This window comes from Variovorax endophyticus, from assembly GCF_025376855.1.
Lineage (GTDB): Bacteria > Pseudomonadota > Gammaproteobacteria > Burkholderiales > Burkholderiaceae_C > Variovorax.
Genome location: NZ_JAHUTH010000017.1, coordinates 60713 through 85361, shown reverse-complemented (window position 1 = coordinate 85361; position 24649 = coordinate 60713). Strand labels below are relative to the sequence as shown.

General features: G+C 70.2%; 21 protein-coding genes. 8 read left to right on the top strand and 13 right to left on the bottom strand.

The window, feature by feature from the left end; all coding sequences use genetic code 11:
• Positions 1-9 precede the first annotated feature (9 nt).
• From KV106_RS22105 to gtdA, 7 genes are all read right to left on the bottom strand, one after another.
• Positions 10-903, bottom strand: coding sequence for an acyl-CoA thioesterase (locus tag KV106_RS22105; protein ID WP_261212359.1), 894 nt, complete (start codon positions 901-903; stop codon positions 10-12).
• Positions 904-1203: 300 nt separating this feature from the next.
• Positions 1204-2556 carry an FAD-dependent oxidoreductase gene (locus KV106_RS22100; RefSeq protein ID WP_261212358.1) on the bottom strand — a complete coding sequence of 451 codons (1353 nt, stop codon included), beginning with the start codon at positions 2554-2556 and terminating at the stop codon, positions 1204-1206.
• Complete coding sequence (locus KV106_RS22095; protein ID WP_261212357.1) at positions 2553-3527, bottom strand: Bug family tripartite tricarboxylate transporter substrate binding protein; 975 nt, start codon at positions 3525-3527, stop codon at positions 2553-2555. The genes KV106_RS22100 and KV106_RS22095 overlap by 4 nt, the downstream gene beginning before the upstream one ends.
• Before the next feature lie 69 nt (positions 3528-3596).
• Positions 3597-4583, bottom strand: coding sequence for a Bug family tripartite tricarboxylate transporter substrate binding protein (locus KV106_RS22090; RefSeq protein WP_261212355.1), 987 nt, complete (start codon positions 4581-4583; stop codon positions 3597-3599).
• A gap of 61 nt (positions 4584-4644) precedes the next feature.
• Positions 4645-5886: a 3-hydroxybenzoate 6-monooxygenase gene (locus KV106_RS22085; RefSeq protein ID WP_057594702.1), complete on the bottom strand. Its 1242-nt coding sequence runs from the start codon at positions 5884-5886 to the stop codon at positions 4645-4647.
• 11 nt (positions 5887-5897) lie between these two features.
• Entirely contained in the window at positions 5898-6602 is a 705-nt protein-coding gene (locus tag KV106_RS22080; RefSeq protein WP_261212353.1) for a fumarylacetoacetate hydrolase family protein, read from the bottom strand.
• A gap of 64 nt (positions 6603-6666) precedes the next feature.
• Positions 6667-7743 (bottom strand): gentisate 1,2-dioxygenase, encoded by a 1077-nt coding sequence (gene gtdA / locus KV106_RS22075; RefSeq protein ID WP_261212351.1) that lies wholly within the window; start codon positions 7741-7743, stop codon positions 6667-6669.
• 183 nt (positions 7744-7926) lie between these two features.
• Here gtdA and KV106_RS22070 point away from each other — a divergent pair, with 183 nt between their 5' ends.
• From KV106_RS22070 to KV106_RS22035, 8 genes are all read left to right on the top strand, one after another.
• Positions 7927-8841 (top strand): LysR family transcriptional regulator, encoded by a 915-nt coding sequence (locus KV106_RS22070; RefSeq protein ID WP_057594712.1) that lies wholly within the window; start codon positions 7927-7929, stop codon positions 8839-8841.
• A 136-nt stretch (positions 8842-8977) separates the two neighbouring features.
• Positions 8978-9427 (top strand): acyl-CoA thioesterase, encoded by a 450-nt coding sequence (locus tag KV106_RS22065; RefSeq protein ID WP_057594705.1) that lies wholly within the window; start codon positions 8978-8980, stop codon positions 9425-9427.
• Between the two features lie 118 nt (positions 9428-9545).
• On the top strand, positions 9546-10058 hold the full coding sequence (locus KV106_RS22060; RefSeq protein ID WP_057594706.1) for a phasin family protein: 513 nt from the start codon (positions 9546-9548) through the stop codon (positions 10056-10058).
• A gap of 181 nt (positions 10059-10239) precedes the next feature.
• On the top strand, positions 10240-10944 hold the full coding sequence (locus KV106_RS22055) for a TetR/AcrR family transcriptional regulator (RefSeq protein ID WP_057598999.1): 705 nt from the start codon (positions 10240-10242) through the stop codon (positions 10942-10944).
• A gap of 3 nt (positions 10945-10947) precedes the next feature.
• Positions 10948-11793, top strand: a complete 846-nt coding sequence (locus tag KV106_RS22050; RefSeq protein ID WP_172705849.1) for a tetratricopeptide repeat protein — start codon at positions 10948-10950, stop codon at positions 11791-11793.
• Between the two features lie 52 nt (positions 11794-11845).
• Positions 11846-12430 carry a lipocalin family protein gene (locus KV106_RS22045; protein ID WP_261212346.1) on the top strand — a complete coding sequence of 195 codons (585 nt, stop codon included), beginning with the start codon at positions 11846-11848 and terminating at the stop codon, positions 12428-12430.
• A 50-nt stretch (positions 12431-12480) separates the two neighbouring features.
• Complete coding sequence (locus KV106_RS22040) at positions 12481-13155, top strand: helix-turn-helix domain-containing protein (RefSeq protein WP_261212344.1); 675 nt, start codon at positions 12481-12483, stop codon at positions 13153-13155.
• Positions 13156-13210: 55 nt separating this feature from the next.
• Positions 13211-14113, top strand: a complete 903-nt coding sequence (locus tag KV106_RS22035) for a DMT family transporter (protein ID WP_261212343.1) — start codon at positions 13211-13213, stop codon at positions 14111-14113.
• A 30-nt stretch (positions 14114-14143) separates the two neighbouring features.
• On the opposite strand, the gene KV106_RS22030 is transcribed toward KV106_RS22035, so the two are convergent.
• The 6 genes from KV106_RS22030 to KV106_RS22005 all read right to left on the bottom strand — a co-directional run bounded on the left by KV106_RS22030 (position 14144) and on the right by KV106_RS22005 (position 24536).
• Positions 14144-18859: an RICIN domain-containing protein gene (locus tag KV106_RS22030; RefSeq protein WP_261212342.1), complete on the bottom strand. Its 4716-nt coding sequence runs from the start codon at positions 18857-18859 to the stop codon at positions 14144-14146.
• A 175-nt stretch (positions 18860-19034) separates the two neighbouring features.
• Positions 19035-19898: a class I fructose-bisphosphate aldolase gene (locus KV106_RS22025; RefSeq protein ID WP_057592538.1), complete on the bottom strand. Its 864-nt coding sequence runs from the start codon at positions 19896-19898 to the stop codon at positions 19035-19037.
• A gap of 51 nt (positions 19899-19949) precedes the next feature.
• Positions 19950-20930 (bottom strand): aldo/keto reductase, encoded by a 981-nt coding sequence (locus KV106_RS22020; protein WP_261212341.1) that lies wholly within the window; start codon positions 20928-20930, stop codon positions 19950-19952.
• Positions 20927-21856 (bottom strand): ABC transporter permease, encoded by a 930-nt coding sequence (locus tag KV106_RS22015; protein WP_208509805.1) that lies wholly within the window; start codon positions 21854-21856, stop codon positions 20927-20929. The genes KV106_RS22020 and KV106_RS22015 overlap by 4 nt, the downstream gene beginning before the upstream one ends.
• 107 nt (positions 21857-21963) lie before the next feature.
• Entirely contained in the window at positions 21964-23487 is a 1524-nt protein-coding gene (locus KV106_RS22010) for a sugar ABC transporter ATP-binding protein (RefSeq protein WP_261212339.1), read from the bottom strand.
• The gene (locus KV106_RS22005) at positions 23484-24536 is read right to left on the bottom strand and encodes a substrate-binding domain-containing protein (protein ID WP_057592540.1); all 1053 of its coding nucleotides are present in this window, start codon (positions 24534-24536) and stop codon (positions 23484-23486) included. The genes KV106_RS22010 and KV106_RS22005 overlap by 4 nt, the downstream gene beginning before the upstream one ends.
• Positions 24537-24649 lie beyond the last annotated feature (113 nt).

Genomic DNA, 24649 nt, shown 5'->3' with positions numbered 1-24649 from the left:
GGCTGGGGTCTACCCCTTCTTCAGCGCCCTGATGCGCAGCATGCCTTCCTGCGCCGTCGAGGCCACGAGCCGGCCGTCGCGCGTGTAGATGCTGCCGCGGCACAGGCCGCGCGCGCCACTCGCGCTCGGCGAGTCGAGCACGTAGAGCAGCCAGTCGTCGAAGCGGAAGTCGCGGTGGAACCACATCGCGTGATCGAGGCTCGCGGGCCGCACCTGGCCGGTCATGAAGCTCAGGCCGTGCGGCAGCATCGCGGCGCGCAGCAGGCCGTGGTCGGAGGCATAGGCCAGCAGCGCGCGGTGCACCATCGGGTCGTCGGGCAGCGGCGCGATCGCGCGCATCCAGATCGCGCTGTCGGACGCGGGCCGCGGCACCGGCGCGAGCAGGTCGTCGGGCTGGACTCGGCGGTACTCGATGCCGTGCGGCTCGATCGCCTTGCTGCGCCAGGGCTCGGGCAGCCGGTCGCCGAGCGCGATGCGCTGGTCGAGCTCGCTGACCAGGCCCTCGGGGCCGGCCACCTCGGGCATGTCGATCTGGTGCTCGACGCCCTCGTCCACGGTCTGGAACGAGGCCGACATCTCGAAGATGATGCGCTCCTGCTGGCGCGCCACCACGTGGCGGGTGGTGAAGCTGCGGCCGTCGCGCACGCGGTCCACGCTGTACTCGATGGGCGCATGCTCGCCCGGCAGCAGGAAGTAGGCGTGCATCGAATGCACGGGCCGGTCGGCGCCGACCGTGAGGTTGGCCGCCATCAGCGACTGGCCCAGCACCTGCCCGCCGAACACGGCCGGCGTGCCGATGTCCTCGCTCTGCGCCAGGAAGCGGTCGCCGCCCAGCGGTTCGAGCTGCATGAAGGCGACGAGGTCTTGGACGAGGCGGGCGGCGGTGGCGGGATCGGGGGTCATCGGAAGCGGTCTGGACGGGAAAGAACCGCAAACGATAGCAAACATGGGGCCAGGGGGCTGTCGCGCAGGAAGCCCGAAAGCGGGAACCGTACGCAGAGGACGCGAAGGTTTCGCGAAAGACGCGAAAGAACAGCCGAAATGATGTGGGCCGCGCCCGATCGACCGCGGCGCCCCGAGCAAGGCTCGCCTCGAAGGGAGCGCGGCGGCGCCTCGACGACAGCCCACCTTTTTCAGGTTTCTTTTTTGCGTCCTTCGCGAAACCTTCGCGCCCTCTGCGTCCGGCTGTCCGATCCCGCTCCCTCAGCGATCCAAATCGACCCCGTCCGCCGCCAGCTTCGCCTGCAGCGCGGCCACGTCCACGTTCGCAAACGCTCCGCTGCCCAGCGACGCGGCCGCCGTGCCCGCGGCCTGTCCCATCACGAAGCAGCCGCCGCTGGCGCGCGCGGCCGACTGGCCCTCGTGCGTCATCGAGGCGCAGCGGCCCGCCACCAGCAGGTTGGCGACGGTGCGCGGCACCAGCATGCGCCAGGGCAGGTGGTTGTAGGCGTTGTCGGCATCGCGCGGGAAGGCCCACTCGATGCGGCCATCGGCATGCATCTCCATCGGCCAGGCATTGAGGCCGATGGTGTCGTCGAACTTCGCCGACGACAGGATGTCCTCGCGCTCGAGCGCGTACAGGCCCTGGATGCGCCGCGTCTCGCGCAGGCCGACCTGCGGCGCGATCTCGACGATGGCCGACTGCGCGAAGCCCGGCACCTCGGCCTTGAGAAAGCGGAAGTACTCGGCGATCTGGCGCCGGCCCTCGAGCTCGCCCTCGGTGAGCTCGCGCGCATCGACGCCGTTCATCGCGCGGCCCTCGGCATTGCGGATCTGCGTGACGTTGGCGCGCCATTCGCGCGGGTCCTTGTTGGGCCGCAGGATCGCGCCCTCGCGCGGGAAGCGGTAGGCGCCGGGCTTGCTCGCCTCGGCGCGCGCCATGAAATCGTTGATGGCCTTGAACTCGCCCACCGCCTCGAGCGCGGCCGGCGCGTCGACCTGGCCGATGCGGAACATGGTGGTCGGGAACAGGCCGCTGCCGTGGCCGTCGCCGACCTCGAAGGGCACGCCCGCGAAGGCCGCCACGTCGGCGTCGCCGCTGGCGTCGACGAAGGCATTGGCGCGGATCGCCTGCCGGCCCGACTTGGTCTCGACCACCAGCGCCGCGATGCGCTCGCCCTCGAGGATCACCGAGGCCGCGAAGGCATGGAACAGCAGCTTCACGCCGGCCGCCTCGAGCAACTGGTCGGCCGCGAGCTTGTAGGCCGAGGTGTCGTACGAGCGCACGCGGATGCGCCCGCCCATGCCGTCCTGCGGATCGTTCATGCCGTTGAGCGCGGCGATGCGCTCGACCAGCTCGTCGACCACGCCGCGCACCAGCTGCGTCATCTGGCCGCGCCGCTTGCCGTACAGGCCCGCGAAGTTGGTGACGCCGCCCGCCGTGCCCATGCCGCCGAGGAAGCCGTAGCGCTCCACCAGCAGGGTGCTCGCGCCGTGGCGCGCGGCGCTCACGGCGGCGGCGATGCCGGCGGGACCGCCGCCGACCACCACCACGTCGTAGCTGCCGAACACCGGCAGCGAACGCGACGGCTCGGCCATCGTCATTGCAGCCGTCATTGGAGGGTGATGCCCTTGGTCGAGATGATCTTGGTCATGATCGCGGCCTCGTCGTTGACGCGCGCGCGCATGCCGTCGGGCGAGGTGCCCACGGCCTGCCAGCCCTGCTCGAACAGCTTCTGGCGCACCTCGGGCTGCTTCATCACGGCCTCGAGCTCGCGCCCGATGCGCGCCTGCGCGGTCTTCGAGAGGTTGGCCGGGCCCAGGAGCGCCACCCACACCTCGAGGTTGAAGTCGCGCACGCCGGCATTGGCCAGCGGCGGCACCTCGGGCACCAGCGCGCTGCGGCCGGCGGTCAGGCCGATGGCCTTGAGCTTGCCGGCCTTGACCTGCGGCATGGCCACGCCAGGCGGGATCAGGCCCATCTGGATCTGGTCGCCGAGCATGCCGGTGATGACCTGCGGATTGCCCTGGTAGGGCACGTGCTCGGGGTTGAAGCCCGGCACGCGGCTCTTGAGCAGCTCCATGCCCAGGTGGCCGACCGAGCCGATGCCCACCGAGCCGTAGTTCCACTTGTTGCCCGCCTTGCGGCCGGCATCGAAGAAAGCCTCGCCCGAGGGCAGGTTGTTCTGCGCCACCAGCACCAGCGGCGCGGTCGCGAGCAGCGAGAGGTAGGTGAAGTCCTTGGCCGGGTCGTAGGGCAGCTTCGGGTAGAGCAGCTTCGACGAGGTCAGGTTGCCGTTGATGACGACGCCCAGCGTGTGGTCGTCGCTGGCCTTGGCCACCGTGTCGGCCGCGATGTTGCCCGAGGCACCGGGCTTGTTGTCGACCACGATCGGCTGGCCCAGCGCCTTCGACAGCGGCTCGGCGATGGTGCGCGCGGCGATGTCGGGCGTGGAGCCCCCGGGGAAGCCCACGAGCAGGCGGATGGGCTTGGTGGGCCAGGCGGGCGTCTGCGCGCTCGCGGCCAGCGGCAGCGAGGCGGCAGCCAGGCCGCAGGCGATCAGGAGGGCTCTCTTGGTGGCGTGCATGGAGGAAGAAATGTCAAAAAGTGTCAAAACAGGCGGGCAGCTTAACTGCCCCAAGCAAGGCACGGGCCGCTATTCGAGGCTGATGTTGCCCCTGCGCACCAGCTCGCCGTAGACCTTGGACTTGGCCTCGGCCTGGCGCTCGATCTCCTCGGGCGACCAGGCCAGCGGCTCGAAGGCGAAGGTGTCGAAGCGGGCGCGGATCTCGGGGTCGGCGATGACCTTCGCCACGTCGGCGTTGATCTTCGCCTTGATGGCCGCCGGCACGCCCTTGGGCGCGAGCAGCGAGACGAAGGAATTGACCTCCAGCCCGGCCGGGCCGCCGGCCTCGGCCATGGTCGGCACGTCGGGCATCTGCGGGATGCGCTTGGGCGCGGCCACGGCGATGTAGCGCAGCTTGCCGGCCTTGTAGATGCCCTGGCTCGAGGGAATGCTCGCGAAGGCCCACGGCACCTCGCCGGTGCCCACGTTCGAATACAGCTGCGAGACCTCGCGGTAGGGCGCGTGGCGCATGCGGATGCCGCTCAGCGCCTCGAGCTGCTGCGCGCCCAGGTGGCCCGGGCTGCCCACGCCCCAGGAGCCGTAGACGATGGCGTCGGGGTCGGCCTTGGCGGCGGCGATCAGGTCGCCCATGGTCTTCCACTTGGAATCGCTGCCCACGGCCACGAAAAAGGGCGTGCGGAACAGCGAGGCCACCGGGTCGAAGTGCTGCAAGGTCACGAAGTTGCGCGACTTGTACAGGTGCGGCAGCGCGGCCACGTGCTCGCTGTCGAGCTGCAGCAGGGTGTAGCCGTCGGGCGCGGCGCGCCGGGCCTGGTCGATGGCGATGAAGCCGCCGCCGCCGGGCCGGTTGTCGATCAGCACGCGCTGGTTCCACAGCCGCGAGAGCTTGTCCGAGACCAGCCGCAGCACCGCGTCGGGGCCGCTGCCGGCCGCGAAGGGCGTGACCAGGGTCACGGGCTTGTTCGGATAGTCGCCGGCCTGGGCCGCCGCGCCGCCGGCCATGGCCAGCGAGGTCAGGGCGAGAAGGCCGGTCAGCAGTGCGCGCGGGAAGTTCATGGTCGTTTGTCTCCGGTGGGCCTGGGGCCTCGATGGTTGTGGATCTTGAAGGCGTCGGGTGTCAGTGCGGCGAAAGCGCGGTGGCCTGGGGCCGCAGCGCCTCGGGCGCGTCGCCCAGGCAGCGCTCGGGCCGCCAGGCATAGAGCCACTCGACCGCATCGTAGAAGCGCTCGGGCGTACGGCCCGGCCAGAGGCTGTTGCGCACCAGGCGCTCCACGCCCTTGGCATGGTAGAGCCGGCCCATCTCGCGCACCGACAGCACCACGCGGGCCGTGCGCGCCACGCGCGCCGCCTCGTAGAGCCGGAAGGCGGCCGGCAGGTCGAAGTCGCAGGCCTTCACGGCCTCGCCGAGCGTCACCGCGTCCTCGAGCGCCATGCAGGCGCCCTGCGCCAGGTACTGCATCATCGGATGCGCGGCATCGCCCAGCAGCGTGGCAGCGCCCTCGCTCCAGCGCTCGACCGGATCGCGGTCGGCGGTGCTCCAGCGGCGCCACGAGGTCGGGCGATCGAGCAGCTGGCGCGGGCGCGCATGCACGCCCTCGAAGTACGACAGCACCTCTTCCTTGCTGCCGTCGGTCACGCCCCATTCCTCGCGCTCGCGGCTGTGGAAGGTGACGACCAGGTTGTATTGCTCGCCATGGCGCAGCGGGTAGTGCACCAGGTGGCAGTTCGGGCCGGCCCAGACCACGGGCGCGTTCCAGCGCAGATCGGCCGGCATGTCGGCCGCCGGCACCACCGCGCGGTAGACCACGTGGCCCGAGACGCGCGGCGCGTCGCCGATCAGCGCGGCGCGCACCACCGACTTCACGCCGTCGCAGCCGACGATGGCATCGGCCTGGAAGCGTCGGCCGTCGCGCGTGACTGCCACCACGCCCTGCCCCCGGGTGTCGAGGCTCTCGACCTGCGCCGAGGTGTGGAAGCGGATCAGCGGATGCTGCTTCACGGCCTCGTGGATCGCGCCGTGCAGGTCGGCGCGGTGGCTCACGGCATAAGGGTTGCGAAAGCGCGCGCGGAAGGCCTCGCCGACCGGCACCGAGGCCACCTCCGAGCAGTCGACCGCGTCCATCATCACCAGCCGGTCGGTGAACACCGAGCCCCGGCGCACCGCCTCGCCCACGCCCAGCGCGTCGAGCGCGGCGAAGGCATTGGGGCCGAGCTGCAGGCCGGCGCCGATCTCGCCGATGGCGGCGCTCTGCTCGAGCAGGTCGATCGACACGCCCAGGCGTGCCAGCGCCAGCGCGGCGGCCATGCCGCCGATGCCGCCGCCGACCAGCAGCACGGTGGGGGAAGGGGTCGGGCTCATGCGCGGCTCGCTCAGTCGATGCGAACGCGGAGCGACGGCAGCCGCTCGATGCTGACCTTGATCGTCTGGCCGGCCTTCACCGCGCCCACGCCCTCGGGCGTGCCGGTGAAGATCAGGTCGCCGGGCTGCAGTGCGAACAGGGTCGACAGGTTGGCGATCACTTCGTTGACCGACCAGATCAGGTGCGTGATGTCGCTCTTCTGGCGCACCTCGCCGTCGACCTCGAGGCGGATCTCGCCGGCATCGATCTCGCCCACCTCGGCCAGCGTGCGCAGCGGCGCGATCGGCGCCGAGAAGTCGAAGGCCTTGCCGATCTCCCAGGGCCGGCCCTGCTCGCGCATCTTCATCTGCAGGTCGCGGCGCGTCATGTCGAGGCCGACGGCATAGCCGTGGATGTGGCTCGCGGCCTGTTCCACCGGGATGTCGCGGCCGCCCTTGCCGATGGCCACCACCAGCTCGGCCTCGTAGTGGTAGTTGGCGGTCAGCGCCGGATAGGGAATGGCGCCGGTCGCGCCCTCGGCCACCGGCACCACCGAGGCGTCGTCGTTGGGCTTGCAGAAGAAGAACGGCGGCTCGCGGTCGGGATCGAAGCCCATCTCGCGCGCATGGGCCGCGTAGTTGCGGCCCACGCAGTAGACGCGGCGCACGGGGAACTGCTTGTCGCTGCCGACGATGGGCAGGCCGACGATGGAAGGGGGCGTGAAGACGAAGGACATGAGGGCTCCTGCCGCGTGGGGCGGCAACGGTCGAGGGAAAGAAAAAAACGAAAAGGGCCGGGACTCAGGCGTTCTCGAGGAAGGCTTCGCGCAGGATCCCCATGGCCTGCTGCACCGGCCGGTCCGAGAAGCTGAAGAGCACGCAGTCGCCGTTGGGCGCGTGCAGCCGCAGCGGCGCCCACGAGGGCACGACGAAGGTGTCGCGCGGCCCGAACTCGAAGCGCTGGCCCGCGATCTCGGCGCTGCCATGGCCTTCGACCACGCTGTAGACGCTGCCGTCGGTGGCACGGTGCGTCTTGCCCGCGAAGCCCTTGGGCAGCAGCTGCAGGTTGGTCGAGATGGTCGGCATCGGCGAACCGCCGGTCAGCGGGTTGATGTAGCGCAGCTTGTGGCCCAGCCAGGCATCGGGCGCTTCCTGCTTCTGCAATTGCGCCAGCGCCTCGCGGCTGCGTGCATAGGGATAGTTGAAGATCGGCGAGGTCTGCGACGCGTGGTCGTGCCGCACCGGCACCATGTTGTGGCCGAAGCGCGCGAGGCTGTGGCCCTCGGGCCGCGCCACGTGCTGCACCTTGGCGTCGTCGTTCTCGGCGAAGCCGGCGTCGAAGAAGCGCAGCATCGGGATGTCGAGGCCGTCGAGCCAGACCACCGGCTCCACCACGCCCTCGATGCCCTCGTTGCCATGGTCGTGCCAGGCCCACGAGGGCGTGATGATGAAGTCGCCCGGGTACATGGTGGTGCGCTCGCCGCCCACGGTGGTGTAGGCCCCCTGGCCGTCGACGATGAAGCGCAGCGCCGACTGCACGTGGCGGTGCGAGGGCGCCACCTCGCCCGGCATGATCAGTTGCAGCCCGGCATAGATCGACTGCGTGATCGAGGAGTTGCCCGGAAGCGCCGGGTTCTCGAGCACCAGCACGCGGCGCACGGCCTCCTCGGCCGTGATCAGGTCGGCCGACTCCATCAGCAGCGGGCGGATCTCGTCGTAGCGCCACAGCGCGGGCACGCAGGGCGTCTGCGGCTCGCGCGGCACCAGCGCGTGCAGCGATTCCCACAGCGGCGTGAGGTGCAGCGGGCGGATGCGGTCGTAGTAGTCGCGGCGCTCATCCGCATTGGAGGGCGCTGCGCGGGCGGTGGAGGGGTTCATGGCGTGTCTCTCGCGGTGCATGGCGCGGCGACGACATGGGGCGCCGGCCTTCTGGTTAGAACTTCCGAATCAACGGGATCATCCGCCCGCACTACTATTGGCGCAATGGGGGACCGGCGATAGCTCCGATCCTGTTTTTCGATAATGGTGGCCCGCGGGCCGCACACCGCGAGGGCCGCGCCCATGGCACAACTCGATCTGGAATGGCTGCTGGTGTTCGACGAGGTCTACAAGACCGCCAACGTCTCGAGCGCCGCCGAGCGGCTCGGCATCTCGCAGTCGGCCGCGAGCACGGCGCTCGCCAGGCTGCGCACCCACTTCGGCGACAAGCTGTTCGTGCGCACCTCGCGCGGCATGGAGCCCACGCCCTATGCGCGCCAGACCCAGCCGCTGGTGCTCGACATCCTCGACCGCCTCAACCGCGCCAAGGGCGGCCGCGCGGTGTTCGACCCCGCCACGGCCGAGCGCAGCTTCCGCATCTGCATGACCGACATCAGCGAGGTGGTGCTGCTGCCGGGCCTGCTCGGCCACCTGCGGCAGGTGGCGCCGGGCGTGCGCATCGAGACCGAGATCATCTCGACCGAGAGCGGCCGCCGGCTCGAGGATGGCGCGGTCGACCTCGCGGTGGGCTTCATGCCGCAGCTCGAGGCCGGCTTCTACCAGCAGACGCTGTTCATGCAGAACTTCGTCTGCCTGGCGGCGCGCAACCATCCGCGCGTGGGCGCCCGGCTGACGCGCAAGCGCTTCGAGGCCGAGGCGCACGCGGTGGTGGCCTCCTCGGGCACCGGCCATGCGATCGTCGACAAGACCATCGCGCGGCTCGGGCTGCGGCGCCACGTGGTGACGCGGCTGTCGAGCTTCCTCAGCGTGGCGCGGATCGTGGCCCACACCGAGCTGCTGGTGGTGGTGCCGCGCATCCTCGGCCAGGTGCTGGCCACGCAGGAACCGGTGCAGCTGCTCGAGCCGCCGTTCGAACTGCCCTCGTACGCGGTCAAGCAGCACTGGCACGAGCGCTTCCATGCCGACGCCGGCAATGCCTGGCTGCGGCGCACGCTGGCGCAGTTGTTCAACGAGGGCGAGGCGGCGGGCCCGGCCTGAGCCGATGGCATGGCGCTTGCAGCCCGGCGGGCATGCCGGGACGACGGGCGGCGGTCGAACCGTCATGCGCGCCCTCGCATAATCGCCTCCCCCCGTTCCGGCCCCCACGGCCCCTTCCGAAAGCAAAAGGCACAGCATGTCTTCCATCACCCTGCGATTCCTCGCCGAGCCCAACACCGTCAACTTCGGCGGCAAGGTCCACGGCGGCACGGTCATGAAGTGGATCGACGAGGCCGGCTACGCCTGCGCCACGAGCTGGGCCAAGCGCTACTGCGTCACCGCCTTCATCGGCAGCATCCGCTTCCACCGCCCGATCATGATCGGCGACCTGGTCGAGGTCGAGGCGCGCATGGCCTACACCGGCAAGACCAGCATGAACATCTCGGTCGAGGTGCGCAGCGGCGACATGAAGGGCGGCGCGATGGAGAAGACCACCGAGTGCCTGATCGTCTTCGTCTCGGTCGACTCGCACGGCCGGCCGCTGCCGGTCGAGGCCTACGTGCCGGGTACGCCGGGCGAGATGGCGCTGGCCGAGCGCGCGCGGGCGCACCTCGACGCGAGTCGCGCGGCCTCGGGCACGCCCTGAGCGGTCCGCCAAAGACCTGAATAGGCAAAAGGCTCTAACCGCGCGCGGCCCGCGCGGCTAGAGTTCGGCGGTTTCCGGCAGACCGCCCCTCCCCCTCCCTCCTCCATTCGGACCGCACATGGCCACCCAGGACGACGACCGCTTCGACAAGACCTCCGACCGCATCAAGGATTCCGCGCAGCAGATCTGGCTGGCCGGCCTCGGCGCCTTCGCCAAGATGCAGCAGGAGGGCAGCAAGGCCTTCGAGTCGCTGGTCAAGGACGGCGCCGGCATGCAGAAGCGCACCCAGCAGGCGGCCGAGGAAACCCTGTCGCAGGCCCAGGCCCGCATGGCCGGCTTCGCGAACGAGTTCGGCACCAAGGCCGCGGGCCAGTGGGGCAAGCTCGAGAACATCTTCGAGGAACGCGTGGCGCGCGCGCTCGACAAGCTCGGCATGCCGCCGCCGGCCGAGGTGGCCGCGCTGCAGGCGCGCGTGACGGCGCTCGAGGCCGAGCTGGCCGCCCTGCGCGGCGCCGCGAAACCCGCCGCCAGTCCGGCGCGCGGTGCCCGCGCCGCGCGCCACGCCAAGTCGGCCGAGACCCCGGCACGCAAGGCCACGGTGCGGCGCAGCAAATCGAGCGGCACCGAATAAAGCCGCTTTCCGGCCTCGAAGCGGCCGATTCCGGCGCCGAATGCGCGAAGAGGCGTTGCACGACGCCATGCGCATGCGGCACTGCACAAACGCAGTGCCTCGCAAATCAATGTCCCCCTGCGCGCTTCGCGCGGCGTTCCTGCGCTAGAGTGTTTCCAAGAGACAACCCGGGAGCACCGACATGGCCAGGAAAGCGCCACGCCGCACTGCACAACGCATTCTCGAAGCCGCGCTGGACCTGTTCAACCGCTTCGGGGAGCCGAACGTCTCCACCACGCTCGTGGCCGGCGAGCTCAACATCAGTCCCGGCAACCTCTACTACCACTACCCGGCCAAGGAAGAGCTGATCAACAAGCTCTACGAGGGCTACGAGACCGAGCTCGGCGAGCTGCTCCATGCGAGCGAGGGCATCCACGACGTGGAGGACGCCTGGTTCTTCATGCACAGCCTGTTCGAGCTGATCTGGCGCCACCGCTTCCTCTACCGCGACCTCAACGACCTGCTGAGCAAGAACCGGCACCTCGAGACCCAGTTCCAGCTCGTGCTCAAGCACAAGGTGCGCGCCATGCGCCAGCTGATCGCGGGCCTGGGCCGCGCCGGCCACCTCGAGATCGACGCCCACGAGGTCGACACGCTGGCGCAGAGCATGGTGGTGGTGCTGACATACTGGCTCAGCTACGAGTACGTGCGCAACCCGCGCCAGGCGCTCGAGCCGGCCCATGCGCAGGCCGCGCTGCTGCGCGGCGCCCGCCACACCCTGCACCAGCTCGCGCCCTACCTGGGCGCCGAGCAACGGCGCCATTTGCTGACACTGGGCCGGGCCTACGGCGGCGAAGATGCCGCCAGCAGCCCGCCCACCGCGACCCCCGCCGATCTGGCTGCCTGAACCATGTCCCCCCACGATTTCAAACCGCTCCCGCCGACGTCCGCCGCGCCCGCCGGCGGCGCCTCCGGCCACGCCGGCCCGTGGGCGCCCCTGCCCTACGCCGACGTGCCGCGCTTCGATGCCAGCAGCCTGATCGCGCACTGGAGCCGGCTGCATGCCGGCCACGCGATGCCGGCCCCCGAGCACAACGCGGCACTGGCCGAAGGCTGGGCGCTCTATCACAGCGGCGAATTCGAACGCGCCGCGGCCATCGGCCTCCTGCACGGCGCCGAAGGCCTCGCGCTGGCCAACCAGGCGACCGCGATCTACGCCAACTACCTCGAGCCGCGCGAGGCGGTGCGGCTCTCGATGTTCCGCCAGGTGGTGGAGCGCGCGGGCGCGCGGGCCGCGGCCGAGCCCGACGACTGCCAGGCCCTGTACTGGCAGGCCTACGCGATGGGCCGCTACAGCCAGGGCATCAGCGTGGCGCGCGCGCTCGCGCAGGGCCTGGGCACGCGGCTCAAGGAGGCGCTCGAACGCGTGATCGCGCTCGAGCCGCGCCATGCCGACGCCCATGTCGCGCTGGGCGCCTTCCATGCCGAGGTGATCGACAAGGTCGGCGCGCTGGTCGGCCGCATGACCTATGGCGTGCGCGCCGAGACCGCGGTCGAGCTGTTCGAGCACGGCATCGCGCTGCATCCGCATTCGGCCAGCGCGCTGATGGAGTACGCGCGCGCGCTGCTGATGCTGCATGGCGACGCGCGCATGGGCGAGGCCACGCGGCTCTACGAGAAGGCCGCGGCGCTCCAGCCGGCCGACGCCAAGGAGCGGCTGGACGTGGAGCTCGCGCGCGCCGGGCTCTCCGAATAGGTTGCGGCCACGGGCAGGGGATCCAGTCGGCTCGCTGCCGCGTACTGCCCGGATGACCCGCCTTCCACACCCCCACCCCGAACGCGCCCCCGCGGCGCGCCCCAGGCACCCGCTCGGCTGGCTCGCCCTGTGCGCGTGCGCCGCGCTCACGGCCTGCGCCACGCCGGCACCGACGATCGCGCCGCTGCCGGCGGTCGACATCGCGCGCTTCATGGGCGACTGGTACGTGATCGCGAACATCCCGACCTTTCCGGAGAAGAACGCGTTCAACGCCGTCGAGTCCTACGCGCTGCGGCCCGACGGCCGCATCCAGACCGACTTCCGCTACCGCGACGGCAGCTTCGAGGCGCCGGTCAAGACCCTGCATCCGGTGGCCACCGTGCGGCCCGGCACCGGCAACGCGGTCTGGGGCATGCAGTTCATCTGGCCGATCCAGGCCGAGTACCTGATCGCCGACGTCTCGCCCGACTACCAGAGCACCATCGTCGCGCGCAGCAAGCGCGACCACGTCTGGCTGATGGCACGCACGCCCGAGCTCGCGCCCGAGGCCTACGCGCAGGCGCTGCGCAAGATCGAGGCCCTGGGCTACGACCTCGCGAAGCTGCGCCGGGTGCCGCAGCGCTGGCCGGAACGCTGACCCGGCCGTCGGCGCGCCGGGGTTCGCGAGGCCTGGGCACAATCGCGGGCATGCACAGTCCGCTCGTCCCCGGGATCGCCTACAGCGTGCGCAACTACGCGGGCGAATACGCCGGCCACGACCATGCGCACGCGCAGATCATGTTCGCGCTCGACGGCCGCATGGAGCTGGAGATCGGCGGCCGCGCCGCCTTCACCGACACCTCCTGCGGAATGATCATTCCGGCGGGCGTGGCCCACACCTTCATGTCGCCGCGCGGCGTGCGCATGGTGGTCATCGACACGCCCCCCGCCACGGGCGTCGACCGCATCCGGCGCTTCGCGGTCACGGCCGCCTGCAGGAACGACGTCGATCCGGCCCGGGCCGCGCAGCACCTGGCGCACGTGCTCGAGGCGCCCTCCATCCTCGCGCGCCGCGGCATCGACCTGGCACGGCTCGACACCGCCCTCGGCGGCGCGCTGCACGAGCCCTGGAACACCGCGCGCATGGCGGCCCTGTTCTTCCTGAGCCCGCAGCGCTTCCATGCGCGGCTGCTCGAACTGACGGGGCTGTCGCCGCAGGCCTACCTGCGCGCGCGCCGGCTCGACGCCGCCCAGCGCCTGCTGCGCGGCGGCCTGCCGCTCAAAGCGACCGCCCTGCGCACGGGCTACCGCTCGGCCAGCGCCCTCGGCTTCGCACTGCGACGCGACCGCCAGTCGGGCGCCCGGCACGCGCGCGCGGGCTGACGAGGTCGAGAGTCTCTCGACAGTTGCCGCGGTCGCGGCGCTGGAGGATGCGCGCATGACAAAGCACGCTTCCCTCACCGGCGCCGCCATGGTGCTTGCCGCCGCCGCGCTCTGGGGCACGACCGGCACCGCCCAGAGCTTCGCGCCCCTGGACACGTCGCCCTTCTGGATCGGCACGCTGCGCATGGCGATCGCCACGCTGTTCTTCGCGGCCTTCATCGGCTGGCGACGGCAGCGCGGCGAGCGCGTCGCGCTGTCGATGGCGCGGCCGACGTGGCGCTGGGTGCTGCTCGCGGGCCTGTGCATGGCCGGCTACAACCTGAGCTTCTTCGCGGGCGTCAGGGCCACGGGCGTGGCCATCGGCACCGCGATCGCCGTGGGCAGCGGGCCGGCCTGGGCCGGATTGCTGCAGGCGCTCGTGTCTCGCACACCGCCCGCGCCGGCCTGGTGGGCCGGCACGCTGCTCGCGATCGGCGGTGGCGGCCTGATGGTGATGTCGGGATCGGGCGATGGCTCGCGCGTCGACCTCGGCGGCCTGGCGCTGTGCCTGGGCTCGGGGCTCTGCTACGCGACCTACACGCTGGTCAGCCAGCGCCTGGTGCGCCGGTCGCCGCCGGCGACGGTCACGCTGTGGCTCTTCGCGACGGCCTCCGTGGCGGCCATGCCGGCCGCGCTGCTGATCTCCGGCCCCTTCTCGGCCACGCCCGCGGGCTGGGTCCTCGTGGCCTACCTGGGCCTCGTGTCGACCGGCATCGCCTACCTGCTGTTCAGCCATGCGCTGCGGCACATCTCCGGCGCCTCGGGCGTCACGCTGGCACTGGCCGAGCCCGTCACCGCCTTCGGGCTCGCCCTGGTAGTGCTGCACGAGCGCCCGGGCCCCTGGGCCTTCGCGGGGCTCGCGATGGTGCTGGCCGGCCTGCTGATCGTGGTGTGGACCGAAGCGCGCAGGGTGCGGTAACACCGCCCCCGCGCGCTACCGGCCGCCCGCTCAGGGCAGCTGGGTCCAGTTCTGGTTGTTGCCCCCGTTGCAGGTCCAGGTGATCAGCGCCGTGTCCTGCGTGGTGGATCCGTTCGGGACGTCGAGGCAGGATCCGGAGGCGCGGTTGCGCAGGGTCGAGCCGACCACCGTCCACTGCGTCGCGTTGCCGGCCGTGCAGGCCAGCTGCACCACCGCCGCGTTGGTGGTCGCGTTGCCGCTCTGCGCCAGACACAGGCCGCTGTGCTGCGCCACGAACTGCACGTAGCCGCCGCTGCTGGTCACGGTGAACTTCTCGTTGGCGTCGTTGCCGCAGGGCCACTGCACCGCGGTGGCGCCGCTGGCGGTCGACACGCCCTTGATGTTCACGCACAGGTTGCTGCTGTCCGAGCGGATGCGCGCGACCAGCGGCGGCGCGGTGTCGAGCGAACGCACGTACTCGCGCAGCGCCACCACGTCGGCCGGCGGCAGGCCGTTGGCGTTGCCGTGGCCGCTGTCGAGCACCGCCTGCAGCGAGGCGGCCTGGCCGTTGTGGAAGAACGAGGTCACGCTCCAGGTGCCCGACAGCGTCGGCGTGTCGAAGCCCACGCCCGCCAGCGGCTGGTTGCTTCCCTTGCCCGACGAGAGCTGGATCGTGCCCACGTCGTGCCGCTGGCCGTCGCGGAAGGTGCCGCCGGTGTGGCAGGTCGCGCACTGCGCGGTGTTGAACACCGTCTGGCCGCGCGCGGCCTCCACGCTGAGGTTGCCGTCGGCCGTGCGGGCCGGGCTGCGCATGAACTTGTCGAGCGACGACAGGTAGGCCGCGAGGTCGTCGAGCTGCGCGTTGCGTCCGGCCTTGGGCGTGCCCAGCGGATTGGAGGTGGCCGCGTAGTCGGCATTGCTCAGGAAGCCGGTGCCGCCGAACTCGTTGCGGATGTCGTTCTCGAAGTCCTGCACCTCGTCGAAGTTGGCCGTCCAGTGCAGCTTGCCGTGGCTCGTGCCGCGCCGCCCCTGCAGGCTGATGGTGCGGCGCAGGCCCTCGCCGCGCTGGGTGAAGTCCCACACCATGCCGTCGTCGCCGCCATCGGCATGGCAGCTCGCGCACGAGATGTAGTTGTCCTTGCTCATGCGCCGGTCGGCCGCGTTGTAGAACACCTGCTTGCCGCGCAGCGCGGCCGCGGCCAGCGGCTCGGTCGCCACGGTCTGCACATTGCGCAGAAAGGTCGCCGCGTTGCTCTCCGAGGCCAGCACCGCCGCCACGTCGTGCACCGACACCGAGCGCGCGAGGAAGTTGTTGACGTAGAGGCGCTTGCGCGCGGCATCGAGGAACAGCCCGTGCGGCGCGCTGCTGGTGTCGATCTCGCCGCGCACCGAGCGCGTGTAGGAATCGACGATCGCGACCCGGTTGCCTTCCATCTGCGCCACGAAGATGTAGTCGCCCGCGGGCGAGAACAGCGCGGCGCGCGCCGGCGCGCGGTCGTCGAAGTCGATCTGCTCGCCGGCCACGTGGGCCGCCGACTGCAGGTCGACCTGCGACAGGATCGAGCGCACGGTCTGGTCGTGCACCAGGTCGCGGCCGTCGCGGAAGCGGCCGCGCACGATGTTGTCCTTCTTCGAGGGCAGGATGGCGCGCTTGCCGTCGGGCGAGATCACGACCTGGCTCAGGTAGTTGGCCACGCCGCGCGCGCCGGCCTCGGTGTCGACGGTGGTGGTGTCCACCGGCAGCGCGATGGTCGGCAGCGTGCTCATCGAGGCCAGGTTGACCTTGTAGAGCTCGCCGCCGGTCATCTTCGACTTGAAGCGCGTGACGTAGGCGATCTGCGCATCGCCGGTGACCGCGATGCCGCGCACCGTGCCGTCGAGCGGCAGGGTGGCCGTGACCGCCCCGGTGGAGGGATTGAAGCTCACGAGGCGCGACTTGCTCTCCAGCGTCAGCAGGCCCTTGGTGCCGTCGGGCGTGAAGACCACGCCGTAGGGACCGCTGCCGTAGTCGAAGGGCACGGTGACCGAGACGCTGCCGTCGGCGGCGTTGAGCGCCACCAGCTTGTCCTCGCCCTGCACCGCGACCCAGACCCGGCCGTCGGGACCGAGCGCCAGCGTCTTGGCCTCGCTGCCCACCGACACCTCCCACAGCTTGGCCAGGCTCTGGGCGTCGATCGCCGCCACCGTGCCGCTGTCGGGATTGACCGCGTAGACCCGGTTCGCGTCGCCCGCGATGTTGCCGGTGTGCCGCGGCGCGCTCGCGGTGACGGGCGCAATGATGGTCACGTTGTAGGTGTAGTAGGTCTCGCGGCCCGCGCTGTCCTTCACCGTCAGGGTCACGGTGTAGTGGCCGGGCGTGGTGTAGGTGTAGCTGTAGCCGGCCTGGCTCGAGAAGGCCGTGACGGTGCCGTTGCCGAAGTTCCAGCGGAACTGCGCGCCGCCGCTGCCGAGCGTTGCCGGGTTGAAGTTCAGCGCGCCGTTGACCACCTTGGGCCCGCTGCCGATGCCGGGGTCGCCGATGACCGCCTGGCCGCGCAGGGTCGCGACCTCGGCGTCGCCGAGCACGCGGCTGAACACCCGCACGTCGGCCAGCGTGCCCTTGAAGAAGTCGGCATTGCCCTGGATCTGGCCCAGCCACTGGAACTTGTTCGCGAGGCCCTTCACGCCGGTGAGGCCGGTCGAGCTGGTCTTGGCGCCGTCGATGTACATGGTCTGCGCGCCCGAGCCCGCGTCGCGCGTGAGCACCACGTGGTGCCAGTTGCCGTCGTTGACCGGCGAGGTCGAGCGCGTGCCCGGGTTGTTGGTGGCCGCGTTGGCCACCGACAGGTTGAGCCGGCCCGTGTTGTCGAGCCAGCCCCAGAACACGTCGTCGGCGCCGCCGGACTGGTCGCGCCCGAAGATGCCGGGCGCGGTCCAGGCATTGGCGCTGCCGTTCTGCGTGGTCTTCATGTAGAAGCTCAGCGAGGCGGTGCCGCCCAGCACGGTGGCCACGCCGTCGTTCTTGAGCTGCACGCCGCCCGCGCGGTTCGCGAAGTTCAGGCCGATGCTCTCGAAGGCGTCGCCGGATGCCGGCGTGCCGTCGTTGTTCGAGATCGGGTCGCTGAGCTTGCCGTTGAGCGCCCAGTGATAGCTCAGGCCCACCTCGGCCGCGTTGCCGGTGTTGAAGGTGGACTTGAAGTCGGCGCCGATGGCGTTGCCCGCATAGTCCTTCACGCCGTTGGCCGGCAGGAACACCTCGTAGCTGGTGCCCGGCTGCAGCGGCTGCGTCGGATGGAAGTTGACGATGCCGAGCTGCACGCTGTAGGTGCCGGCCAGCGTGTTACCGCCCACGGGCCGCACGATGAAGGTATTGGCGTTGACGCTCTCGGGCCGGATGTTGTCGGTCATGCCCAGGCCGATGCGCGAGGTCAGCGCCTGCTGCTTCGCGCCGTTGGCGGGGGAGACCTGCTTGACCTCGGGCCGGGTGGTGTCGGGGTCGACCTGGTGCACGACGAATCCGCTGCCCGAGCCGTGGTCGTTGCCCACGAACACGAGGTTGCCGAACATCGCGACCTGGCCGTTGTCCGAATGCGAGAAGTTCGGATCGTCCTCGCGCAGGATGCTGCCGCGGCCCACCTCCACGTGATTGAGCGGATTGCTCACGTCGACCTTGTGGATGCGCGTCTGCGCGCCCTGGATCACGTAGTGGTCCTGCGTGGCGCAGTACAGCTGCTCGTCGATGACCAGGCGGTTGTCCTCGGCCACGAATTTCGAGCGGTCGCTCAGGTCGTAGCTGTACATCTTCGCGCCGCTGTTGCGGGTGGAGACATGCAGGTTCCGGCCGTCGAAGCAGGTCGCGTAGTAGAACGGCGTGCTGCCCACGATGGAGTCGAGCACCTTGGGATTGAGCGGATCGGAGATGTCGAGGCTCGCGAAGCCGCCGTTGCTCTCCATCGCGGTCAGCACCATGTGGTTGCCCATCGTGAAGATCGGGCCGATGCGAAAGCCGCCGAGTTCGCCGGTGGACACCGGGTTGGACTTGCCGGCGCCGCGGTTGGCGAGCACGGCGTTCGCGGGGTCGGCGGCATCGACGATGAAGATGCCCCGGCCCGCCGAAGCCACGTACAGATAGGGCGCCTGCCACCAGAGCTGCCAGGCGACGTTCTCGTAGTCGCCGCCATTCACGCCGGGCAGCGCCAGCTTCTTCACCTGCTTGATGTCGTTGACGTCGGTGAAGTCCCAGAACTCCACGCCGTTGATGCTGGGCAGCACCACGTAGGTCTTGTCGCCGATCTTCGCGGTGCCGAAGGAGTGGGTTTCGCGGAACTCCTTGGTGCGGGCCTCGGGCTCGTAGATCTTCTTGACGAGCTTGATCTGGCGCGGGTTCGACACGTCGTACAGCAGGAAGCCGCCCGGGCCGAGGCCGCTGTCGGGAGCGAAGGACGTGAGGAAATAGCCGTTGACCATGATGCCGGCGTTCATGCCGTAGTCCTTGCGGCCCGGATAGGTGGCGGGCACCTCGCGCGACTCGTAGGCGTTGCTGTGCGCGGGGTCGAGCGGATGCGCGGGGCTGGTGATCATCGACACCGGCTTGAACAGTTCCTCCGAGGTGTAGGTGAGGTTGCCCAGCCCCGGCCCCTGCAGCGGGAGGGGATCGGCGACGGCCTCGGACACCGCGGTCGCCATGTTGCCGAGGGTCGTCATCGGACTGACCCCGGTGATCGCCGCGTGCGTCAACAGGGTGACGAACGGCACCATCAATGCCATCAGGTAATACCGGATCTTCATCGTTTGCCTCCAAGTGTTGTTGGAAGTTCGCAGGGGAATCTGCTGGCTCGTTCTTCTCTGGCTCGAATCACGACATGCGCGCGCAGCGCGCACCCCGGCGGGCGACGGGCATCGCCTGCCGTGGCAAAAAAAACCTGTTCGCCGGAAGCCGCGCGAAAGCCGCGCAGCCTTTGCGCTATGGGCTTCGCGCCGCGCCGCCCGATTCGTACAGGGCCCAGGCCGCTTCCGCGCTGGCGCCCTCGTGGATCATCGCCATCAGCGCGCTCACCACCGCGGACGGGTTGGCGTGCTGGTAGACGTTGCGCCCGTAGACCATGCCCACCGCGCCCTGGTCGAGCAGCACGCGCGAGCGCGCGAACACCTGCTGCAGGTCCTCGCGGCCGCCGCCGCGCACCAGCACCGGGCAGCGCGCGGCCTGCACCACACGGTGGAAGTCCCTGGGGTCGCTGGTCGGGTCGGCCTTGACGATGTCGGCGCCCATCTCGCGCGCGAGCCGCACCAGGGTCACGATCTTCTCGGCATCGCCGTCGACCATGTAGCCGCCGCGGCCCGCGCCGTGCGCCTGCATCACCAGCGGCTCGATCATCAGCGGCATGCCGTAGCGGTCGCAGTCGGCGCGCACGCGCGCGATGTTCTGCACGCACTGGCGGAACAGCTCGGGCTCATCGGGCAGCATGAACAGGTTGACGACCACGCAGGCTGCGTCCATCTGCACCGCGGGCAGCACGGGGTCGTGCTCGTTCTGCAGCACGGCCCACATCGAGCGGTGGCGCGTGGCGTTGTAGGGATTGCCCATGTCCAGCCGCATCACGAGCGCCGGCCGCTCACGGCCCGGGCGCAGCTGCAGCAGGTCGGCCTGGCCGTAGTTGAGCTGGATCGCATCGGGCGCCGCGGCCACCAGGCGGTCGATGACGCCCGGCATGTCCTCGAGCCCGTCGAGGAAGCTGGGCTCGTTGCACACGCCGTGATCGAGCGCGATGTCCAGGCCGCGGCCGGCCTTCAGCAGGCGGGCGATGCGGACCTCTTTGCCTTTCGACATACGAAAGAACTCCTTGAAGGTGGAAGATGGTTCGAGGGGGCGGGACGCGTCTCAGCCGAGCGCGCCCAGGTGCCGCTTCGCGGCGGTGTCGATCTGCAGCAGCGCGTCGGCGCCGAGCGCGACCGAGCCGGCCGCGGCGTTCTGGATCGCCTGCTGCCGGTTGCGCGCGCCGCACAGCGACAGCGAGACGGCGCCGTGCTCGAGCGTCCAGGCGATCATCATTTCGGAGAACGAGCAGCCCAGCGCGGCGCGCAGCGGTTCGAGGTCGGCGAAGAAGGCCGCGAGCCGCGCGCGGTTGTCGGCGCTGAAGCGCGGATTGCTCGCGCGCTGGTCGTCGCCCGTGAAGGCGCGCGCGGGATCGATCGGCCCCGCGAGCAGGCCCAGCGCGAGCGAGGAATAACCCATCACCGCCACGCCATGCTCCTTGCACAGCGGCACCAGCGTGGCCTCGATCTCGCGGTCGATCAGGCTGTAGCGCTCCTGCGCCGCGTCGACCGGACCGTGGCGCAGGTACTCGGCGAGCGTGGCGGCGTCGATGTTGCTCACGCCGATCGCGCGGATCTTGCCCTGCTTCTTCAGGTCGAGCAGCGCGCCCATGGTCTCGGCCACCGGCGTGGTGGCGTCCTGCCAGTGCGTGATGTAGAGGTCGATGTAGTCGGTCTGCAGGTTCGCGAGGCTCTGCTCCACCTCGTACGCGATCGCATCGCGGCCGAGGTAGCGGTAGACGGGGTGGCCGTCCTCCTCGAAGAAGTGCGTGCCCTTCTGCGTATGCCACACCAGCCCGCACTTGGTGGCGATCACGGCCTCGTGGCGCCGGCCCTTGAGAGCGGTGCCCACCAGCCGCTCGGAGCGGCCCAGGCCGTAGGCCGGCGCGGTGTCGATCAGCGTCACGCCCGCGTCGAGCGAGGCCTGGATCGCCAGCGTCGCGCCCGCGTTGTCGCCGCCACCCCACATCCATCCGCCCATGGCCCAGGTTCCCAGGCCGATCGCCGAGCAGCGTATGCCCGACGGTCCCAGCGTCGTCGTCTTCATCTCTTGGTCTTCCTCACGTTGAGCAGGTGGTCGATGGTCACGGCCACGAGCAGGATCAGTCCCTTGATCACGTCCTGCCAGTAGGGCGAGACGTCGAGCAGGATCAGCGAGCTCGTCACCACCGACAGCAGCGCCAGGCCGAGCACCGCGCCGAGCACGGTGCCCGAGCCGCCCTTGAGGCTGGCGCCGCCGATCACGGCGGCGGCGATCACGTTGAGTTCCATGCCCATGCCGAAGGTGGGTGTGGCGGCGCCGAAGCGCGCGGTGTAGATCACGCCGGCCAGGCCGGCCGAGGCCGAGCACAGCACCGTGACCCAGAACTTCACGCGGCCCACGCGGATGCCCGAATAGAGCGCGGCCTTCTCGTTGCTGCCGACGTAGAACACCTTGCGCAGCAGGGTGGCGCGGCGCAGCACGAAGTCGCTGATGGCGACGATCGCGACGAAGATCAGGATCACGGCCGGGATGCCGAACAGCGTGCCCTGGCCGATGAACTTGAACTCGGCCGGCAGCGAGAACAGCGACTGCGGCGTGCCCTGCGTGAAGGCCAGGCACAGGCCGCGCACGATCACCATGAAGGCCAGCGAGGCGATGAAGTGGTTCAGCCCGATGCGCGTGACGCAGCCGCCGATCATGGCGCCGATCATCGCGCTGGCGCCGATCGCCATCGCGCTCGCGAGCCAGGGGTCGACGCCCATGAGGAACAGCTTGCCGGTGATCACCATCGCGAGGCACACCACCGAGCCCACCGAGAGGTCGATGCCGCCCACGATCAGCAGGATGGTCATGCCGACCACCACGATGCCCTCGATCGAGAACGACAGCAGCATCGCGCGGATGTTCTCCCAGGTGAGGAAGTACGGCGACGCGAAGCTCATGCCCACGCACAGCACCGCGATGATCAGCAGCAGGCCGGCCTCCCGCATGCTGCCGAGTCGAAAGGGTAGGTTCACGGCGTCTCCTTTGGCCCCCGCCGCCGTGCCGGTGCCGGCGGTGCTCGCGGGGTTGGTGCCGTCCATTCTGAATTGGTAGCTCACTGCATCTCCTGTTCGCCCAGTCCCGAGGCCAGCCGCAGCAGGCCCTCTTCCGTCATCTCGGCCGTGCCGAGCTCGCCGGCCAGCCGGCCTTCGCGGATCACCAGCGCGCGGTCGCACAGGCCGATGATTTCCGGCAGTTCCGACGAGATCACGATCACCCCCACGCCCTGGTTCGCGAGCGCGCGCAGGATGTGGTGGATCTCGGATTTCGCGCCCACGTCGACGCCGCGCGTGGGCTCGTCCATCAGCAGCACCGATGGCTTCGTGGCCAGCAGCTTGGCGATCGCCACCTTCTGCTGGTTGCCGCCCGACAGGCTCGCGACCTCGATCGCCACGCCGTCGGACTTGAGGTTGAGCTGCGCGCCGAGGTCCTGCGCCAGCTTGCGCTCGGCCGCGCGTTCCATCAGGCCGAAGCGCGAGCTCACGCGCCGCAGCGCCATCGCGCAGACGTTCTGCGCGATCGGCAGGTCGAGGAACACGCCCGCGGCCTTGCGGTCCTCGCTGAGGTAGGCGATGCCATGGCGCAGCGCGTCGGCGTACTTGCGGATCGCGAGCGTCTTGCCGCGCAGGCGCACGCTGCCGCGCCGCGCGGGCCGCAGCCCGCACACCGTTTCGGCCAGCTCGCTGCGCCCGGCGCCCATGAGGCCCGCGATGCCGAGGATCTCGCCGCGCCTGAGCGCGAAGGAGATGCCCTGCACGCGCTCGCCGTCGGCGATGTCGTCGACCTGCAGCAGCGTCTCGGGCGCCTCGGGCAGCGTGGCGCGCGGCGGGTAGTAGTTGCCGAGGTCGCGGCCCACCATGCGGCGCACCAGCTCGTCGGGCGTGGTGCCGGCGAGCGGGCCGCAGTGCACGTTGCGCCCGTCGCGCAGCACGGTGGCGCGGTCGCAGTTGGCGAAGATCTCGGCCATGCGGTGGCTGATGTAGATGATGCCGATGCCCTGCGCCTTGAGGTCGTGCAGCACTCGGAACAGCGCGGCCGACTCGAGCTCGGTGAGCGCGGCCGTGGGCTCGTCGAGGATCAGCACCTTGCAGTCGAGCGTGAGCGCCTTGGCGATCTCCACCAGTTGCTGGCTCGAGATGCCGAGCTCGTCGACGCGCGCGGCCGGGTCGATGTCCTGGCCGAGCCGGCGCAGCACCTTCGCGGCGCGCGCGTTGAGGCCGCCGTAGTCCATGAAGGCGCGGCCGCCCGCGTTGATCTCGGGCATGAAGATGTTCTCGGCGACGGTGGCGTCGCCGCACAGCGCGATCTCCTGGTGCACCAGGCCGATGCCCAGCCTCATGGCATGGGCCGGGCCGTCGATGCGCACATCCAGACCGTCGAGCGCGATCGTGCCCTCGTCGGGCTGGTGGATGCCGTCGATGATGTTCATCAGCGTGGACTTGCCGGCGCCGTTCTCGCCGCACAGGGCGTGGATCTCGCCGGCACGCAGCGAGAAGTCCACGCCCGCGAGCGCGCGCGAAGCGCCGAAGCGCTTGCTGATGCCGCGCAGCGAGAGCAGCGGCTTCGGGTCGTCGCTCACTCGCCGATTCCCTTGGTGCCGCGGCGCGCCAGGTACTTGTCCCAGTAGAAGTCGTCGGCGTTGGCCTTGCTCACCACCGACAGGCCGTTGTCGAGGAAGGGCACCGACATCGGGTTGGTGCCGTTGCGCTTGGCGTCGTTCATCGGGTCGATGAGCTGCGGGTTCTTGGCCAGGAACAGCATCATCATCCCCATGTAGCCCTGCATGCCCTGGTTGGGATTGATGGCGCCGAACACGTCGCCGGCCTTGATCATGTCGAGGATCTTGGCGTTGACGTCGCAGCACATCACGCGGATGTTCTTCTTCGACTCGATCTTGGCCTGCGCCGCGCCGAGCGCCGAGTTGGCCTCGGGCATGAACAGCGCGCCCAGGTTCGGGTTGGCCTGCGCCAGGCTCAGCACCGCCTGGTAGGCCTTGCTCGGGTCCTGGTTGCTGGCCGCGCGGCCCGCGAGCTTCATGCCCGGGTGCTTGGTCTTCATGCGATTGACGAAAGCGGCGATGCGGCGGTCGTGGTTGTCCTGGCCCGGGTTCTCGAGCACCGCGTACTCGCCCTTGCCGCCGAGCGCGGCGGCGATCGCGTCGGCCGCCTGCGTGCCCTCGCGGTCGTTGTCGGAGGTGATGAACGAGGCGCGCTTGGAGTTCGGCGAGTCGGCCGCGAAGGTCACGACCGGGATGCCCGCCGCCACCGCGCGGTTGATCGGCTCGATGAACGGGTCGGGGTTCATCGGGTGCAGCAGGATGCCCGCGGGCTTGCGCGCGAGTTCCTGCTCGAAGGACGCGAGCTGCTTGTTCACGTCGTACTCGGGCGTGCCCGTGTAGCGGGTGCGCACGCCCAGCGTGCGGCCCAGCTGTTTCATCATTTCGTAGACCGGAAACCAGTACTCGACGCCCGAGACCATCACGTTCATCACGTAGACGTCGTTCGGGTTGCCGCGCAGGCCGGTGGCGGCCGGTGCGGCGGGCTGCTGGGCGAAGGCGCTGGAGCCGGCCAGGCCCAGGCCGGTGGTGGCTGCGGCGGCCGCCGCGGACTTCAGGAAATCTCTTCTCACTTCTGTCTCCTCGTGTTGCTCTGACCTGGCAGATGGGCCGCCTTGGCGGGTGGCTTTGGATCTCTAGTCGTCATGCACGTTGTCATGACAGGTCAGAATGTATGCGGCTCGTT